Genomic DNA, 17836 nt, shown 5'->3' on the forward strand with positions numbered 1-17836 from the left:
CTTGAGACTACGAACCAGCGCTCCGGTGCCACTACCAGCCTCGCTCGGAAAGCCGGTGCGGCTGCGGGATCTCGTCGACGTTGATGCCGACCATCGCCTCGCCGAGACCGCGCGAGACCTTCGCGACCACGTCCGGGTCGTCGAAGAAGGTCGTCGCCTTGACGATCGCCTCGGCGCGCTGGGCCGGGTTGCCGGACTTGAAGATGCCCGAGCCGACGAAGACACCCTCGGCGCCGAGCTGCATCATCATCGCGGCGTCCGCCGGGGTGGCGATGCCGCCCGCGGTGAAGAGCACCACCGGCAGCTTGCCGGCCTCGGCGACCTCCTTGACCAGCTCGTACGGCGCCTGCAGCTCCTTGGCCGCGACGTACAGCTCGTCCTCCTCCAGGGAACCGATCCGACGGATCTGGCGGCGGATTGTCCTCATGTGGGTGACCGCGTTGGACACGTCACCGGTGCCGGCCTCGCCCTTGGAGCGGATCATCGCCGCACCCTCGGTCAGCCGGCGCAGCGCCTCACCGAGGTTGGTCGCACCGCAGACGAAGGGGATCGTGAAGCTCCACTTGTCGATGTGGTTCTCGTAGTCGGCCGGGGTCAGCACCTCGGACTCGTCGATGTAGTCGACACCGAGGCTCTGCAGCACCTGCGCCTCAGCGAAGTGGCCGATCCGGGCCTTGGCCATCACCGGGATCGAGACCGCCTCGATGATCGAGTCGATCATGTCGGGGTCGCTCATCCGGGACACGCCGCCCTGGGCGCGGATGTCGGCGGGAACCCGCTCCAGCGCCATCACCGCGACCGCTCCCGCGTCCTCGGCGATCTTCGCCTGCCCGGCGTTGACGACGTCCATGATGACGCCGCCCTTCAGCATCTCAGCCATGCCGCGCTTGACCCTGGTGGAGCCGAACTCACTGCTCGTCATGCGCCGAGCTCGGTGACCATCCGCGCGGGGCGCAGACCGAAGCCGCGACGCGAGGTAGCTCCGACGAGGGTCCAGCCATGGGCACGCGCGATCTCGGTCGCACCCACGACGTCCTTATCGGAGACTTTGGGCGACGTGACCGTCGCGACGTACTCGATCAAGTGGCGTCGGCCGCTCCGCCCCCTAGACACAGCTGTCACCGTCAGCGTCGAGCCTGCCGACGCAGCGCGTAGCGTCGCCCAGTCAACGTGGACCGCGTCATAGCCGCCGCCCGCTCCTGCAGCTCCCATCAGGCCACGCCCCAGATCGCCACGAGCACGGTCGAACGCGTGGAGGAGCTGTTCGGCGCCGAGTTGCAGTGGTGGTTCGTCAATCACAACACTGAAACAGGCGACGTCCCTCGTCGCTGATATTGGTTCTGACATGAGTAGGAACTCCCAATCGGGTATGCCATTCGATGAGTCGCGAGCGCCGCTTCACTGACACGAGCGACTTGGCGCCCGTTCAACAAGCACGATCCGCTCAACACGCAGTGGACCATCTAGAACGAGGCCGGCAGCCCGGTCGCCGCGAGTGCATGGATCTCGATCACTGCACCGTCAGCAAGTTCGCTGACTCCGATTCGCGTGACAGCCGGAAGCGGCCCAGACAAGAATTCCGACTGGATAGCTGTGAACTGCTGATAATCGCTTAAGTTCTTGAGGAGCAGTGTCACCGTCACCGTGCTGCGGAGACTCGCTCCAAACACACTGAGAACCGCTGCGAGGTTGCGGAACGCCCGACGTGCTTGCTCTTCGAAAGCTATCGGTGCGACGTCGCCCAGACTGTCGTAGGGAAGCACGCCACTGACACTCACGAAACCCTGAAGGCTCACCGTTCGGGCATACCGGGCCTGCGCATAGCGCACTTGCACACTCGCCGGAGGTGTCGACTCCACCAAGATTCCTCCACATGCTGATCTGGCTGACGTGCGCGAGCCTAGGAGCCGTAGCTCCAAGGAGACACCGTGCGTAACGTCGATGATGGACGGTCTGTTCGTACGTTCGTATGGCAGCGATCCAGCCGGCTGTCTGGCATTGGTGCGTATCCGCGCACTGTCAGAGACGCCATGTCGAAGCCGCAGTCTCCAGCTCGACTGCTGCGCAACGCCGGTCGCCACGGGCGCAATCGCGGAACCGTGGTTGCCTGTTCATGAACCGAGCTCGACCACGTCGCCAATCGCCACCTGGCCTGGCCGCAACACCTCCGCGTAGACGCCGAACAGGACCGCCTGTCCCCAGCGACTTGGAGTCGCACCTCGCACCGCCCGGACCCGGCGTAGGACCTGAAGCGTGCGGTCACCGTCATCGGGTCGACTTTCCACTGCAAGACAACGCGGAATGCCACCTCTGAGGCGAAGCACGCTCGCTCCGACAACCAGGACGCGTTCATCCCACTCGTCTTCGATGAACGGGACCGCGCCGAGGTTCAGCGTGAGATTCAGGCGGAACCGGCGCGGATCAAGGGGTCTGCCGTCAAGCTCATCCCCGAGGCTGGCCAGCGAGGCCGTCGAGTGGAGGGTCACTGGGAAGATGTCGAAACCTCCACCGGGCTGTGCGCATCGTGCGAGACGTAGGTGTCGACCGGCCATATCGGACAACCACTGGTCCCACGGACCGGGAGCCCAAGATCCATGTACAACGCGTTCATCAAACTCGAACGAGCGGACCTCGCTCACACTTTCGACTGTTGCTGAAACGACGATGTCGGTGCCACGGCCGATGGTGAAAACGTGGGAAGACGGTTCGTATGACGTCCAATGTTGCAGAAATATCGCGTCCTTTGGCGCCGAGTACAGCCGTTCATCGATGTCGACGACGAAGAACTCACGGTTGCCGGCTACGCCGGTCGGGGTCACCTGTACCTCCGGCACGGCGCGCAGTGCGAACCCCTTGGTAGCCGCGACGTGCAACTCGGCAACGTCTCCGACTGTGCTGCGCTCCTCCGGCATGAGTACTTCCTTCGAATTGGCCCTGTGTTCTTGCCGATCGTCGAGGCGGCGGAAGCCGCTCCAGGGTTTCTTTAGGGCCTTCCGGCCTATTTACCGGAGCATGGTCGCCAGCGATGCCGCGACACGATCGGTGTCCTCTCGGTATTTAACCAACGCGCCTAGCGTGACGGCCGCATGCGCCAAGTCGAGGTCCGCAACTCCGAGATGTTGTAGTGCCCGCGCCCAGTCGAGCGTCTCTGCGACACCAGGTGGCTTGACCAGTTGCACTTCTGTCCGCAGATGCTGCACCACTTCAGCAACCTGGCGTGCCAATGTCGCGCTCACCTCCGGCGCACGGGACCGAACGATAGCGACCTCGTCGTCGAGGTTGGGGTGCTCGAGCCAGTGATAGAGACAGCGCCGCTTGAGCGCGTCATGTAACTCCCTAGTCCTGTTCGATGTGAGGACCACGACCGGCGGCACAGTGGCTCGGACGACACCAAACTCGGGAATCGTGACCTGGAAGGTCGAGAGCACCTCTAACAGGAACGCCTCGAACTCGTCGTCGGCGCGGTCCACCTCGTCGATCAGCAGGACCGCAGGGCTCTCACGCAGTGCTGCCAGGACGGGGCGAGCAAGCAGGAACCGGTCGTCGTACAGCCCCTTTTCAGCGTCTTCAATCCCAGCGAGATGGGCGCCACCGGAGGCCTCAAGAGCACGCAGGTGGAGAACCTGTCGGGGGAAGTCCCAGTCGTAGAGGGCTTGAGTAACGTCGATCCCCTCGTAGCACTGCAGCCGGATCAATGGCACTTGCCAAGCGGCGGCGGCCGCCTCGGCAAGCGCCGTCTTTCCAGTGCCTGGCTCCCCCTCTAGCAGGAGTGGCCGTCCCATCCGCACGGCCAGGTAGGTGACCGTGGCAAGATCGTTTCCGCAGAGGTATCCCGTCGACCTGAGCTGATCGGCGAGATCACTAGCACTACCGACCTCGGTAGCCGGGTTCACGTGATCACATCCTTGAGGTCATGATGGATTGAGCCGGGTGTGTCACGGAGTGGTTCTCCCGTACCGCCCCAACGAGCGGCGACGATGTCCGCGGCAATACTGATCGCTGTCTCCTCCGGCGTGCGGCCGCCGAGATTCAACCCAATGGGGCTGGAGAGCCGCTGCAACTGCCCCTCTCCGACCCCCGCCTCGCGGAGCCGTTCGAGCCGGTCGTAGTGGGTCCGCCGTGACCCCATCGCACCGATGTACGCCGCTGGAAGTTCCAACGCCACTCTCAAGAGCGGCACATCGAACTTGGGGTCGTGGGTCAGCACTGTGATCGCGGTGCGCTGATCGATGCGACCTGCGGCGTGTTCGCCGGCGAGGTAACGATGGGGCCAGTCGACGACTACCTCGTCGGCTTCAGGGAACCTTGCCTGGGTTGCGAAGATGGGTCTGGCGTCACAGACCGTTACTTCATATCCGAGGAACGCCCCGACGCGGGCGACCGCGGCGGCGAAGTCGATAGCTCCGAAAACCAACAGCCGAGGACGGGGCGAGAACGATTGAACGAAGACGCGCATTCCTTCGCCGAGACGCTGCCCGTCCGGACCGTACTGCAGCACACTGTTGTGGCCAGCTGCGAGCAGTCCGACAGCATCATCGGCGATGGCTTCGTCCGCTCGCTCGTTTCCCACGGTGCCAGTCACGGTCGTACCTGACCTGGTGACCCGCACTACGCGCCGCCGACCCCTCTTTTCCTCGTCGGGGTGATCGATGACAGTCGCTACGGCGACTGGGCGGCCGCCGCGTATATCAGCGGCAACCTCGAACAGTTCGGGAAAGCTGTCGCGCGATATGCGCTCGACGAAGACATCGAGTTCTCCCCCGCAGGTAAGCCCCACCGCGAAGGCATCTGAGTCCGAGTAGCCGTAGTGTTCGAGGACCGACACTCCGTCGGTGATCACCTCGCCCGCGAGCTCGTACACGGCTCCCTCCACGCACCCCCCGGACACCGAGCCCGCGACGACCCCATCGGGGCCGACCACCATGGCGGCGCCTGGTTCGCGCGGCGCGGACTTGGACGTGGAGACGACGGTCGCGAGGCCCACCATGTCGCCTCGCTCCCACCACGAGACCAGTTCGTCGAGTACTTCCCGCATGGCGTTCTCCCCTTCAACTCACGACCAGCGTGAAACAGTCGTCGTAACAGTGCGCGTCAGCGCGTCGGTTGGAATGTCGTCACTCCCCGACATGTCGCAGTTCGAGGTCGTGTTCGGCCGTCTCGCGAACCTTGTCTCGCCCAAGTGATACCGCCCTTTGCGGCTTGCCGCGACCGGAAGACATCGCTACCGGACCCAACTGAGACGTTGCGCCGCGCCGCGGCCCTTAGCAAGAACGGAGACGGTCGCCAACTTCCGGTCGCCTGACGTGATCAGCTCTAGGTTCACAAGCCCCAACGTAGGGAGTTGCGCGACCTGAAGACTCGTCGTACTGCGGCAAAGAAGGTGCCCATCTTGCGGGTTCGAGACAAGCGGTGAGGCTCGATCGCCGAGCACGCTGTGGGCAGAGTTCAAGGTATGTCGCCTGCGGTGGGAGCTGACTTCTTTCGACGGGATCGATCGACGCAACAGGTGGCGCGCTCGTCAGGCATCTAGCGTGGGTCAAGACGATGGAAGGTGGAAACAACATGACCCACGTGATCGGTCAGGGTTGCTGTAACGACGCTTCGTGCGTCGCAGTGTGCCCAGTGCAGTGCATTCGGCCTAGGCCGGGCGACCCCGAATTCACGACGACCGAGCAGTTGTATATCGATCCGGCAAGCTGTATCGACTGCGGAGCCTGTGCAAATGTCTGCCCGGTCGAGGCCATCCACCACGCCGACAGCCTCCCCTTGGCACTCCAACCTTTTGGTGACATCAACGCTGACTACTTTGCGGCACACCCCTTGCAAGACGTGTCGCCGCCGTCCATCAAGAGACGGCGGCTTGCCACCGGCTCGACCCTGACTGTCGCGATCGTCGGGTCCGGCCCATCGGCCATGTATGCGGCGTCGGAGCTCAGCGAGATTGAGGGCTGCCAGGTCACCGTCGTAGAGAGGCAGCCAGTCCCCTATGGACTCGTGCGAGCTGGCGTTGCTCCCGACCATCACCGGACCAAACTGGTGGCCGAGGGGTGGGGTCGGATCTTGCGCCGTCCGACGGTGGAGTGCCTGTTCAACGTCGAGGTCGGACGTGACGTAACCGTGCAGGAACTGCTCGACCACCATCACGCGGTCGTTTGGGCGGCAGGTTCCTCCGATGACCGCAAACTCGGGATCGGGGGCGAGGACTTGCCCGGCGTGGTCTCCGCACGCGAGTTCGTTGCTTGGTACAACGGCCACCCCGACTTCGCCCACCAGACGTTCGACCTGAGTGGCAAGCGGGCCGTCATCATCGGCAACGGCAATGTAGCCCTGGACGTGGCGCGTGCCCTCGCACAATCTCCGACTGTCTACGAGCGGACCTCCATGTCGAACCTAGCGCTCAAGGCGCTCCGCGCGAGCGCGATTGAGGAGGTGCAGGTCATAGGGCGACGTGGTCAGGCGCACGCGGCTTACGGGACCGCTGAGCTCATCGCCCTGTCACGTCTTGAAGGCGTGGATCTCTTAGCTGACCCGCAAGAAGTCACCGTCACCGACGAGGAGCTTGCGGCAGCAACAGCAGACTCCGAGTCGAAGCCGTTCGAGCGTCGTCGAGCCGTAGTGGACGCCGCTTCCAGGCGTGAGCAGTCATCGATGCGCCGCGTGCTCCTGCGCTTCCGACAGACGCCTGTCGAACTGCTGGGCATCGACGCAGTGAAAGCGATTGTGCTGACGGATCCCGCCGGGACGCGGGAGACCGTCGAGACCTCGCTGGTGATCCGGTCGGTGGGCTTTCGCGGCCGACCAGCGCCCGACCTGCCGTTTGACGAGGCTGCCGGCGTGATTCCGAACGAAGCTGGGCGCATCACTGACCCGAACACCGGTTTGCCGCTGCCGGGCCTGTACTGCTCGGGATGGATCAAGCGCGGCTCGACAGGTGTGATCGGCACTAATCGAGTTGACTCCGAGGAGACCGTGAACTCGTTGCTTGAGGACGTCCGCGAAGACCGCGTGCCCCAACCGACCGGTACACCCGAGCAACTCATCTACATCGTGCGGAGCCGCGGTCTCAACGTGGTCGACGCCGCGGGATGGCATAGAATCGACGAGGCAGAGAAGGCTGGCGGCCAGGCAACCGGACGGGACCGGCTGAAGTTCTTGTCGTTTGAGCGGATGGTGCAGGAGGCCCGGGACAGTTGAACTCCTTCGACCCGGATCTCTTCGAAACTGCGTATGTTCGCGTGGACCAGCGGTCCTTAACGAGACTCGATCTCTTGCACCTTCAGGTGTGCGAAACGGCCCCGACCTCAAGTGCTACCACTCCGCCGATGATGAGCGCGATGCCAGCGAGTTGAACGATCGATAGATGCTCGTCGAGGAAGACGCTCCCGATGAGAGTCACCAGCACGATGCCGGCCGCCGACCAGACTGCATAGACAACGGCAACTCCGAGTCCGCGCTGCAGAACGACGGATAACAGGTAAAACGAGAGCCCGTATCCGACGACGACGACAATGCATGGCAGCAATCGGCTGAATCCGGCAGAGGCACGTAATGCCATGGTCGCCATCACCTCGACTGCGATCGCGATTGCGAGGAATCCGTACGTCATCACGGCGCTACAAAGTTCCCTTCTCGGCCAAGACTCGGCGCCGTCGGGCCGAATCAGGACAACAGTTGACGCACCGGCGAGATGCCGGCGTGTCCGCGGGGTCAGTCAGTCGCTGTTTCATCCGTGCCGTCACGCTCAGCAAGTGAGTTGGCATGTTCGAGAGCCATCGACACGGATTCGACAATCTGCTGGTAGCCCGTGCACCGGCACAGATTCCCCGAGATCTTCTCGCGGATCTCCTCATCGCTGAGCGTGCGTGCCTCGTTGTACGTCGGGAGTAGCGTCATCAGCATCCCTGGGGTACAGAAGCCGCACTGTAGGCCGTGGCACGCGGTGAACGCCTTCTGCAGCGGGTGCAACTCTCCCGGGTCGGCAAGGCCTTCTACCGTCGTGACGCGTCGGCGGTCGCTCTGAACCGCGAGCGTTGTGCATGCACGGATGGGCTCTCCGTCCAACAGAACCGTGCAGCTGCCGCAAACGCCGTGCTCACAGCCGACGTTCGTACCCGTCAAACCAAGCTCATGGCGCAGGAAATCCGACAACAGCATACGAGGCTCGATATCGCGCTCATAGGCGTCCCCATTGACGATGACGTGGGTCTTCAAGCGGTCCTCCTGGCGATTTTAGGGTCGGGCAAGTCGAATGACTGGCTCAGTGCGCGGCGTAGAGACTCAGCTACAACTGCACGCCGGTACTCCCGACTCCCGTGAACGTTCACTTCCGGCATCAGCGTCGCCGCAACCCTCTCGACAGCACTTTCGATGTCCTGGCGGTTCACTCGCCGTCCGATCAACTCGCTGCTCAGCTCGTCAGCGGCCGTCGGACCCGGGCCTGCCGAGATCAGGCCCCCATTCACAGCCACACATGTCCCGTCCGGGTCCACCCGCGCGTGTACGGCTGCTCCGCCGATCGCATAGTCACCTTTGCGCCGAGCAAACTCGAAGAAGCCCCAGCGGGTTGACTCGTCAGCAGCCGGCACCTCGACGGCGGTAACGATTTCCCCCTGACGCAAGCTCGTCTGAAAGTACGGGCCGAAGAAGTCGCGTGCCGCGGCTCGCCTTTCGCCAGAGGGGGACGTCATCACGATGGTCGCCTCCATCGCGAGTAGGACTGCTGGGAACTCGGCCGCACTATCACTATGTGCGATGGCGCCGCCGAAGGTCCCGCGATTTCGGATCTGCGGATGGGCTACCCAACCGGCGGCTTCTGCTAGCAAAGGCGCAGAGGCGGCGATGGCGCCGTTCGTCTCGATCTCGACATGCCTCGTCATGGCGCCGATCACCACGGCGTCTCCCCGCCGGCGGATGCCGCGAAGCGAAGAAATTCGGCCGATGTCGACGAGCACAGAGGGGTTGGCGAAGCGCAGGTTCAGCAAGGGAACAAGACTCTGCCCGCCGGCGATGACCTTCGCGTCCTCGTCCGCTTCAAGCAGAGAGCACGCCTCGTCTATCGACGAAGCGACCACGTAGTCGAACGCTGGCGGCTTCACAGCTCTGCCCCAGCAAGATCAAAGCGAAAAGCAGTGCAGGACCGACCAGCCTCCAACATGCGAACCCCTTCCGGACGCCTCGTCGCAGAAGTTTCGCGTTTGCCGGAGGCACTCGGCACTACACGATCCGACAAAGTCCAGCCGGCTTCTCCGCCAAGCGAACAACCTTCAGGAGGTGCGGCTCAGAGCAGCGGCGATTCCAATTCGAGGGCGTCGTCATGGATCATGCCGTCACTGGCGTTCTCCTCGACATCCTTGACTAGGTCCGCGAGGCGCAGCGCAACCGCCAGTTCGTCGCGTCGAGCGCTAATGGTGACGCCTAGGCGGCTCTCGATCGAGCGAAGCCGATAAGCGACCGTTCGCTCGTGAACATGGATCGCTTGGGCCGTGGATGCAGCGTTCTGACCACACCGGAAGTACGCCTCCAGTGTCGACTTTAGGACGTCGCCGCGAGAATCTGCCTCGTCGAGAGCAGCCAGCTCACGAGTTACGAAGTCGCGAACGGCTTGGCGGTCTCGCAGAAGCAGTGCCTCAAGCGCCACGTCGGAGTAGCGCACGATCGCCTGAGGGCGCAGCCTGCTAACGCGGTATGCCTGCCACGCCTGCCGATGGCTGGTTCTGAACCCCTCTGGACCTGGCTCCACGTCACCTAGGGCGAGATACGTCTCTGCGGTCGCCTTCACAGCCTCGGGACGCTCACTAAGCGTTCGTTTGAGCGACGCCGATCCGATCCAGCCCAGGTGGGAGCCCGAGGTCCCACTCACAGTCAGGTGCCGTGCGTCGAGTGCGACAGCAAGCGCCCGGATGTTGGCCTCGGGAGCACGCCCCCATGCGACCACGGCGAGCTGCTCGGTCCGCAGGTTGTAGCCGAGTTGCTGGGTGTCAGCGGGGACGCCTCGTAGGATGTCGTGCACGATGGCTCGTCGTTTGCGGTCCTGGCTCCGAAAGAAGTAGGCGTTGTGCTCGACCTGGTAGGCATCGATCACCGACTCCGTCACGGCATTGTTCCAGGCATAGTGGTAATCGGACGCCTGCCGCAGGACAGTCATGCGACGCTCATCGGAGTCCACCGCCCTGAGCGTCTCCTCCAAGATGGCGTCCCACATGATCGATTGACCCACTCGGTAGGTGCGAAGCAATGAGTGGAGGTCCACGCCTGCTTGCGCTGCGACTCGCGCCTCGCGGAGTGCCGCGTCGGATGCTCGCTCCGGTGGGCGACGCCCTCCAGCGAGTCCGTCGACCACACTGGTCAGCGCAGAAAGAATGCTCGGCGATTCGGCCTCCGCGAGCACAGGGTCGTCCGTCGTACGCAGCTCCGGTACCTGCGCCAAGCACTCGTGCTCAATGGCCTTGGCAAGCGCCGGTATCCGTGCTCGGACAGCCGCGGCGACAACCTGAAGATCACCTTCGATGGACATGCTCGAAGCCTAAGCCGCTTAGCCAACAGTTGCAGCGGGCACCCCGCCTCCACCTCACCGTGACCGCCAGACGGCAGCGGGACTGATGTGCATCTCGCTCAGCCGTCTGCACGAGCATTCGCCAGGCGTCTTCGCCGCACGGCATGTGCCAGTCGCCTCAGGGCTCTTCGGCGGGCGCAGGTTCATCGCGGGCTGGGGTAGAAGTGCATGGTCGCTGGCGGGTGCCGTGGTCCGCTTGTGCGCGGAGAGGTTACGGGAGTGACGATATGCCGTCGGCCAGTTCGACGGGGCCCTGCAGGGAGCCTCGGATCCAAGAAGCAACAAGAACAACTGACTACCTCTGTTGTCTTCTAGCTTGAATTGCTCTCGGTCCGAGCCGGTAGAGGCTGTGTGTTGCGAAGATCGCAACGGAGTGGCGGGAGGATGACGCATGAGCGGCGGGCCGGACCGGATCGACATCGGCGGTCCTATTCGCGAGGCGACGGAGGTTCGCATCTCGGGAGCCCGTAAGCAGGCAGAGATCGCCGAGGGGGATTGGGATGACCCTGGACAGGTTCACCCGTTCCCTCAAGGGCGAGCGCGGGTTCTCGTCTTCTGAACTCGCGCGGGCAGCGCACCCGTTCGGTGCCGACATCCATCACCTGATCACCGATGAACCCGGACCCATGCGCGCCGTCTTCGCTGCCCGACACGACTACGACGCCGAGACCTTCGAGTAGAATCGAGGGCCGCGACTCCAACCGCGACGGCGGGGGACTTGGCCTACCGGCAGGCCCACAGCTGGCTGATGACAATCACGGTCGACCCGCAACTCTGGCGAGATCGGAGCCCTCCATGGCCGAGACTCCGCTCGCGAATTCGCTGACCTCATCGAAGCGCGACTCGGTATCGACGGGTCCAGGTGCCCGGTCTGACCACCGACTACTCCCTGACTATCGCGCACCAGTGGACCATCCTGCTCATACCGAGGCGAACTGGTTCCGCTCCAACTACTCAATGGCCCACGAGCTGGGTCATCTGTGTCTCGGGCACCGCGAGGTGGACGCCAGGCACGCCAACAACGCCAGGGAGTCTGCGCCAACTCGTTCGCAGCCGAACTGCTGCCTGTCCAGACGATGCGGGCCACCGAATGGCGCACCCCGACACCGGACCAGGGGGCGGCATTCGTCTGGAACACCGGCGTCCACCAATGCACTCAGTGACTGCCTGACCTACCGCGGCCTCGTAATAACCACCGAGGTCGACCAGCAGCTGATCCAATCCAGCCAGCGATAGCTCAGCCATCACGACATCCCTGAGCCCCGCACCCGAGCCATAGGCCCGCCCAGCGTCGGCCTGGCGACGGTCGTGGACCCCATCGCCCTTCGGATCAGCGGGCTGCGAACCGACGTGGTCCCGCCCGACTGGTCAAGGCTTTTCGCGATGGCATCGAGGCTGGGCGGCTCCACGCCGAGACGCTTGCTTGGCTCCTTGATGTTGAGCCTGAGACCGTCGACGTGGACCAGCCTGACCAGTCGAGCGAACTGAGCGCGACCGACGCCGCCGTGCTCCTCGGGCTCTGAGCAGCCAACACGTCGACGTCTACAGATCTGTTACAGCATGGTCGTTGCTTGCTTTCCCGAACACGACCGTCCTGATGACGTCGGCTACACCGGGACGACACGCGCTTCTCGTGCATCTTTTGGGCAACCCGGCGTGTGCTGCGCCGTCTGACCACGATGGCTGGATCGGTCCTAGTTGATCCGGCGGCATAGCAAACGGGTCCACACCACCGCTGCCGTCAGCTCGGCATGTCGAGGTTGAACAGTGGTCCCTTCGCGGAGACCACTGTTCAAACCGGCCTCACCCGTTCCAAGGGCGGTGGGCCTGATGGCGGCCCACGCCTCGCCCAACAATCTGCGCGTCAGAGCGCGCTCGCCGACGACCGTCAGCTCGTACGGCGACGGTAAAGTACCGTGGCGAGCGCAACACCGATGATGAGCGCGCCTCCGTTAACCCAGTCGTTGACGTAGGGATCGACACCGGCAAGGTTCAAGCCGTTGTTGAGGACGGCGAGGAAGTACACCGCGATGATGGTTCCCCAGACGTTGAACCGACCCGGGCGGACCGCGGCGGCGCTCAGGAATGCCGCTGCGAAGGCCGGAAGCGTGAAGGTGGCCCCTACGTTGGGCGATGCACCACCGGCCCGGGCCACATACAGGAGCCCGCCCAGCGAGCACAGGAGACCACCGACAACGAATGTCGCGGCCTTCAGGCCATCAGTCCGGAGGCCGACGAGCTTCGCTGCCTCGAGGTTCGAGCCAACAGCGTAGATCTGGCGTCCCAGAGAGGTATGGCCGAGCACAAAGTACGTCACGGCGGCGATCGCGATCAGCGTGATGAAGATGACGGGGATTCCGGCCACCAAGCCCGTACCGAAGTTCGTGAGCGACTGCGGGATGTCACTGGACGGAGCGAGTCCGCCAGTCTGCTGCAGGATGACGCCGGTGAGGATCGTTGACATGCCGAGTGTCGTGATCACCCCGTTCACGTGAAGCCGTGTCACGATCAGCGCGTTGACGCCGCCGATCACCGCGCCAATAACCAGCGCGAGGATCACCGCCGCTACCACGTTGCCACCGCCGCTCACGAAATCAGCGACAAGGATCGCAGTCAGGCCGGCGATGTTGCCGACCGACAGGTCGAACTCCTGGCACAAGAGAGGAAGCAGGAGACCGAGTGAGATCACGCCAATCACTGCCTGGCTCGCAAGCAGGATTCGGAGATTCGCCACCGTAGGAAAGGTCGACGACGTTTCCGACCAGAAGCAGAAGAACAGCGCGATTGCAGCCAGCACCACGAGAAGGGCGTAGGCCTCGAGGAACGACACGAACCGTGCCTTCCACGTGCGAGACTCCGCCGCCTTGAGCTCTTGTGCCTCACCAGCGGAGGGCACGGGATTGCTGCTCGCCGTCGCACCGGGGCTTGCGGCGTCGTCGATGTTCGGTTCGGTGGTGGGGTTCATAGCGACTTCTCCTGGGCATACACGGCGTCATTGACGCTGTCTTCGGTCAAGGGCCCATCGACGGTGTCGACGATGTCTCCATCGCTCACGACGACAGCGCGATGTGCAAGGGCGGCGAGCTCGTTGAGGTCAGACGAGACGACCAGTACTGCGGTCCCAGCGGCCGCTGCCGCTCGAACGAGCTCGTGGATCTCGTTGCGGGCGCCGACATCGACGCCTTGCGTAGGCTCGTCCAGCAGTAGGACCTCAGGTCGCCGCTGCAACCACCTCGCGAGAATGATCTTCTGCTGGTTTCCGCCTGAGAGGGCAGTGAGCGGTGCGGATGGACTAGGCGCTCGAACGCCGAACTCGGCGATCAGTCTCCGAGCGGCACTTCGCTCGCGAGACGGCTTGATCCATCCGAGGCGTGAGTGCTCCTGCAGACTGGTGATTGACAGGTTCTCGGCGATGCTGAGTTCGGGTAGCGCTGCCTCCCGAAGCCGGTTCTCGGGCACAAAGGCTACGCCCCTCTTCATGGCGGCGCGCACATTGGAGGCAGCGAGAAGGCCCGCCTCCAAACGCACCTCAAGCCCGTCGCGAGGCATGACGCCGAACACCTGCTTGAGTAGTCGAGACCTGCCTGACCCAAGTAGGCCGGCGATACCGACAATCTCGCCAGCCCGCAGGACCAGCGCATCTTCGCCGACCCCGCCGTCAGTTGCGGCGGGCTGGCGAAGCGTGAGAACCGGCTTGCCTGCCTGCGCATCGGCGGTGTGTCGACCGGCGCGATCAGCCGCGTTTGCGGCTGCATCAGTGGTGGCTGCGGCGGCCTGAGTTCCGGTGATGCCCGACACGAGGGAGTCGTGAGTAATCTCGGCACCGACAAGTCGAGAGGCCACTCCGCCGTTGCGAAGGATCGTGACCTCCTCCGCAATCGACGTCACTTCTTCCAATCGGTGGGAGACGTAGATGATCGTCTGTCCGCCGGCGGCGTAGCGACGCAGGGCGTCCAGCAGGACCTCGACCTCATGCTTAGGAAGGCTTGCTGTGGGCTCGTCGAGCACCAGAACCCCCCGCTCATCAGTGTCGTCCTGATCCTGCAAAGCCCGCGCGATCGCGACCATCATCTGCGCAGCTGGTGACAGCTGAACCATCGCAGCGTCGGGATCGACGTCGACCTCGAAACGCTCAAGGACTGCTCGCGCGCGGGCCTTCTGTGCCCGCCAAGCGATGGACCTAAGCGGCGTGCACTCGAAGCCACGGCCCAGAGCAAGATTCTCGGCAACCGTAAGGTCCGGGAAGGTCGAGTTCTGCTGGTGCACGAAATGCAACCCAAGTGCCTTCGCTCGGGCCGGGGTATGGGATCGCGCATCGATCCAGTCGCTACCGAGAGCGAGGCGTCCCTGGTCGGGGGTGACGACCCCGGCCAGCACCTTGATGAAGGTCGACTTGCCAGAGCCATTACCGCCCATTAGGCCATGGATCGCACCTTCCGAGACGTGGAGGGAGACTGCGTCCAGGGCACGGGTGGCACCGTAGGTCTTGCTGATTTCATCGGCCGCCAGAGCGACTCGAACCTCGGGTTCGGAGGCCACTGCGTCAAGAGTCAGTCCGCTCATGGCCGTGTCCCCTCGCAGTCTTCCGACCAAGTAACCGTCATCGTCAACTCGACTTCCTCTGAGTCCTCGTCGGCCCGCGCGCAAGGCCGCTACGCGTTTCGAGAAGGTTGAGGTGTGAGCTGACTAACTCGTTAGGCCCATTCCGGAAAGAGTTAGCTCACTTTTGTGGTGCTTCATGCATCTTCGGAGTGACCCGAGGCGCTTGAGAGTGAGCCCGTGTCCAGAGTGTCTCCGGGGTGACTGGGACCTTCGTGATGTGCTCGCCGTCCCGGAGCGCGTCGTCAATCGCTCCGGCGACGGCAGCTCCTACTGCGATCAGTCCGACTTCTCCCAGCCCTTTCGCCCCGAACGGGTTGTTGGGCGTCGGCGCGTCTTCCGTCATGAAGAATTCAATGTCGGGAACGTCCTGGGCTCCTGGGAGGAGGTAGTCCATGAAGGAGGTCGCGAGTGGCTGGCCGTTCTCGTCGTACACGAACTCCTCGTACAGCGCACCTCCTATCCCCTGCGCGGCTGCGCCGACGACTTGTCCGCGCGTCGTCATCGGGTTGATGGCCCGCCCGGCCTCGGTGCTGGTCATGAACCGTCGCAGCGTGTGCCCGCCGGTCGTAGGGTCGATCTCGATCTGGACTAGCGTTACGCCATAGGGATAGTTCATGTGGTTGTCGAGGTATACGGACTTGGCCCCAAGGCCCGGTTCGTCGCCGGCAACTCGAGCCGACCAACCGTCCCACCGGCCCGCGATCTCACCAAGGCTAAGGCCGTGATCGCGGGCCCCGGCAACGTGGATCCGGCCGTCCTCGAGCACCATGTCCTTAATGTCGGCCTCGAGCATATCCGCGGCGAGCCGCTTGGCCTTCTCCAGTGTGTCGAGTGCTGCTTGGCGGGCAGCGCCGCCCGCCATGACCGTGGATCGGCTAGACCACGAGCCGACACCCTCCGGGACGAGTTCGCTGTCGCCGTGAATGACATCGATCATCTCGGGCTCGACTTGGAGTTCCTCGGCGACGATCTGAGCCAGCACCGTCTCGATGCCTTGACCGACCGACGAGGCGCCGGTCCGAACGCGGATCCTGCCGGAGGCGTCGACGTCGACAGCACCGGTCTCATAGAGACCGAGTCCGGCCTTGTCCATGAGGATACCGATGCCGTTGCCGACGAGCCGCCCCTTCGAGCGCAGCTCTTCGGCTTCGGCTTCCCATGCTGCGTAGTCAGTGGCTTCGAGTGCCTTGCCGAGGTGCTGCACCACGTCGCCGGAGTCGAAGTGGTAAGGCTCGAAGCAGATGTCCATACCTGGCACAAACGGCAGGTCCGCCTTCGTGAGCAGGTTACGGCGTCGGATCTCGACTGGGGAGATGCCCAGCACTTCGGCGGCTTGGTCTAGCAAGCGCTCGCGAGCGAAGGTGCCTTCAAACCGCCCGGGGGCCCGGTACGCGGAGAGTGGCGTCTTGTTTGAGTGCACTACGTGTAGGACACCATCATAGGCCGGCACCCGGTACGGGCCGGGCACCATGCCGACGGTGATGTCGCTGACCAGTGGCTCCGCTTGACGCATGTAGGCGCCGTGGTTATGCCAGATCTCATCGGTCAAGGCGAGGATTCGTCCCTCCACGTCGAACGCGGCGGTCATCTCATGGACCTGTTCGCGGGCGTGGGCGGTCGCCACCATGTGTTCAAGGCGATCCTCGGTCCACTTCACTGCACGGCCGAGCTGCAACGCCGCCCATCCGACCATGACATACTCGGGAAAGATGCCACCCTTGACCCCAAAGCTGCCGCCGATGTCGACGTGCTTCATCCGGAGATCACTCAGCGGCAGCTCGAGCACCTCGGCGATCAACCGCTGGCAATCGTGTGTGTGCACCGGCCCCCACATGAACAACTGCTTGCGGCCCCGATCGGGCTCTGCCACGCACCCCCGGGTCTCCATCGGCACGCCCGAGTGCCGACCGACGACATAGCGACCGTTGACGACGTGGGCGGCGTTTGCGAAGGCGCCATCGACGTCGCCGTAGCGCTTTTCGATCCGCACCGACTCGTTGCTTTGACCCTCAAAGAGGGGCTCGGCACCATCGGCCATGGCATCCTGAGGATCCAACACCGGAGGAAGTAGCTCGTACGCGACCTCGACGAGACCAGCGGCGTCTTCGGCGGCATAGAGGCTGTCTGCGATGACGGCCGCTACAGGCTGGCCGACGTATCGGACCTTGTCGCCGGCGAAAACTGGATGCAAGTAGTTGTCAATCTGCGGGTAAACCTCGTGGTAACCGATCTGCTCCAACGGGATCAGCGCGTCGATGTCGCTATTTGTGATTACTAGCCGCACGCCTGCCGACCGTCGGGCAGTCATCGTGTCGATGGACCGGATTCGAGCGTGGGCGACCGTGGATCGGACGACGCTCATGTAGAGCTGTCCGTGTATGTCGACATCATCGATGAAGCGCGCCTCGCCGCGAAGCAGGCGGGAGTCCTCGCGCCTCTGTACCGGCTTTCCCACGTAACGTTTGGCCGATGCGCCGAGTCCACCGGACGATCCTGGCTTGCTCACTACCTACCCACTTTCTGGTGTGCCGTTCCTCTGCGCGCAGTCTCGGCGGGTTAGCGGTCTGTGACTTCACCTAGGACGGAAAAGGTGGTGGCCGGTTGCGCAGAACCCGTAGACGAGCCGCACTGAAGGTCCAATTGCTCGGGGGACGTCAAAGAGTGCGATGGGATTCGCGGAAC

15 protein-coding genes are annotated in these 17836 nt (G+C 63.7%); 2 read left to right on the top strand and 13 right to left on the bottom strand.

Annotation, left to right across the window (positions count from 1 at the left end; all coding sequences use genetic code 11):
* Nucleotides 1-31: 31 nt before the first annotated feature.
* The 6 genes from pdxS to ABLE68_RS07395 all read right to left on the bottom strand — a co-directional run bounded on the left by pdxS (nt 32) and on the right by ABLE68_RS07395 (nt 5035).
* A complete protein-coding gene (gene pdxS / locus ABLE68_RS07370) occupies nt 32-922 on the bottom strand; it encodes a pyridoxal 5'-phosphate synthase lyase subunit PdxS (protein WP_348870666.1) in 891 nt (296 codons plus the stop codon).
* Nucleotides 919-1083 carry a hypothetical protein gene (locus tag ABLE68_RS07375; protein ID WP_348870667.1) on the bottom strand — a complete coding sequence of 55 codons (165 nt, stop codon included), beginning with the start codon at nt 1081-1083 and terminating at the stop codon, nt 919-921. The genes pdxS and ABLE68_RS07375 overlap by 4 nt, the downstream gene beginning before the upstream one ends.
* Nucleotides 1084-1463: 380 nt before the next feature.
* Nucleotides 1464-2081, bottom strand: a complete 618-nt coding sequence (locus tag ABLE68_RS07380; RefSeq protein WP_348870668.1) for a RidA family protein — start codon at nt 2079-2081, stop codon at nt 1464-1466.
* A gap of 30 nt (nt 2082-2111) precedes the next feature.
* On the bottom strand, nt 2112-2912 hold the full coding sequence (locus ABLE68_RS07385) for an MOSC domain-containing protein (RefSeq protein ID WP_348870669.1): 801 nt from the start codon (nt 2910-2912) through the stop codon (nt 2112-2114).
* Between the two features lie 90 nt (nt 2913-3002).
* Entirely contained in the window at nt 3003-3893 is an 891-nt protein-coding gene (locus tag ABLE68_RS07390) for an AAA family ATPase (RefSeq protein ID WP_348870670.1), read from the bottom strand.
* On the bottom strand, nt 3890-5035 hold the full coding sequence (locus tag ABLE68_RS07395; protein ID WP_348870671.1) for an XdhC family protein: 1146 nt from the start codon (nt 5033-5035) through the stop codon (nt 3890-3892). The genes ABLE68_RS07390 and ABLE68_RS07395 overlap by 4 nt, the downstream gene beginning before the upstream one ends.
* 527 nt (nt 5036-5562) lie before the next feature.
* Between ABLE68_RS07395 and ABLE68_RS07400 the strand changes: the two genes are divergently transcribed.
* The gene (locus ABLE68_RS07400; RefSeq protein WP_348870673.1) at nt 5563-7194 is read left to right on the top strand and encodes an FAD-dependent oxidoreductase; all 1632 of its coding nucleotides are present in this window, start codon (nt 5563-5565) and stop codon (nt 7192-7194) included.
* An 82-nt stretch (nt 7195-7276) separates the two neighbouring features.
* On the opposite strand, the gene ABLE68_RS07405 is transcribed toward ABLE68_RS07400, so the two are convergent.
* The 4 genes from ABLE68_RS07405 to ABLE68_RS07420 all read right to left on the bottom strand — a co-directional run bounded on the left by ABLE68_RS07405 (nt 7277) and on the right by ABLE68_RS07420 (nt 10513).
* On the bottom strand, nt 7277-7606 hold the full coding sequence (locus tag ABLE68_RS07405) for a DMT family transporter (protein WP_348870674.1): 330 nt from the start codon (nt 7604-7606) through the stop codon (nt 7277-7279).
* 101 nt (nt 7607-7707) lie between these two features.
* Nucleotides 7708-8211, bottom strand: coding sequence for a (2Fe-2S)-binding protein (locus ABLE68_RS07410; protein WP_348870675.1), 504 nt, complete (start codon nt 8209-8211; stop codon nt 7708-7710).
* A complete protein-coding gene (locus ABLE68_RS07415; protein WP_348870677.1) occupies nt 8208-9095 on the bottom strand; it encodes an FAD binding domain-containing protein in 888 nt (295 codons plus the stop codon). The genes ABLE68_RS07410 and ABLE68_RS07415 overlap by 4 nt, the downstream gene beginning before the upstream one ends.
* A 182-nt stretch (nt 9096-9277) precedes the next feature.
* Nucleotides 9278-10513: a PucR family transcriptional regulator gene (locus ABLE68_RS07420; RefSeq protein WP_348870678.1), complete on the bottom strand. Its 1236-nt coding sequence runs from the start codon at nt 10511-10513 to the stop codon at nt 9278-9280.
* A gap of 539 nt (nt 10514-11052) precedes the next feature.
* Here ABLE68_RS07420 and ABLE68_RS07425 point away from each other — a divergent pair.
* Nucleotides 11053-11232 carry a hypothetical protein gene (locus tag ABLE68_RS07425; RefSeq protein WP_348870679.1) on the top strand — a complete coding sequence of 60 codons (180 nt, stop codon included), beginning with the start codon at nt 11053-11055 and terminating at the stop codon, nt 11230-11232.
* A 1208-nt stretch (nt 11233-12440) separates the two neighbouring features.
* On the opposite strand, the gene ABLE68_RS07430 is transcribed toward ABLE68_RS07425, so the two are convergent.
* The 3 genes from ABLE68_RS07430 to ABLE68_RS07440 form a co-directional block, all read right to left on the bottom strand.
* The gene (locus ABLE68_RS07430; RefSeq protein ID WP_348870680.1) at nt 12441-13517 is read right to left on the bottom strand and encodes an ABC transporter permease; all 1077 of its coding nucleotides are present in this window, start codon (nt 13515-13517) and stop codon (nt 12441-12443) included.
* Nucleotides 13514-15115, bottom strand: a complete 1602-nt coding sequence (locus tag ABLE68_RS07435) for a sugar ABC transporter ATP-binding protein (protein ID WP_348870681.1) — start codon at nt 15113-15115, stop codon at nt 13514-13516. The genes ABLE68_RS07430 and ABLE68_RS07435 overlap by 4 nt, the downstream gene beginning before the upstream one ends.
* Before the next feature lie 157 nt (nt 15116-15272).
* Nucleotides 15273-17660 (bottom strand): xanthine dehydrogenase family protein molybdopterin-binding subunit, encoded by a 2388-nt coding sequence (locus tag ABLE68_RS07440; protein WP_348870682.1) that lies wholly within the window; start codon nt 17658-17660, stop codon nt 15273-15275.
* Between the last annotated feature and the right edge of the window lie 176 nt (nt 17661-17836).

The sequence above is a fragment of the Nocardioides pollutisoli genome, from assembly GCF_040045055.1.
Classification (GTDB): domain Bacteria; phylum Actinomycetota; class Actinomycetes; order Propionibacteriales; family Nocardioidaceae; genus Nocardioides; species Nocardioides tweenelious.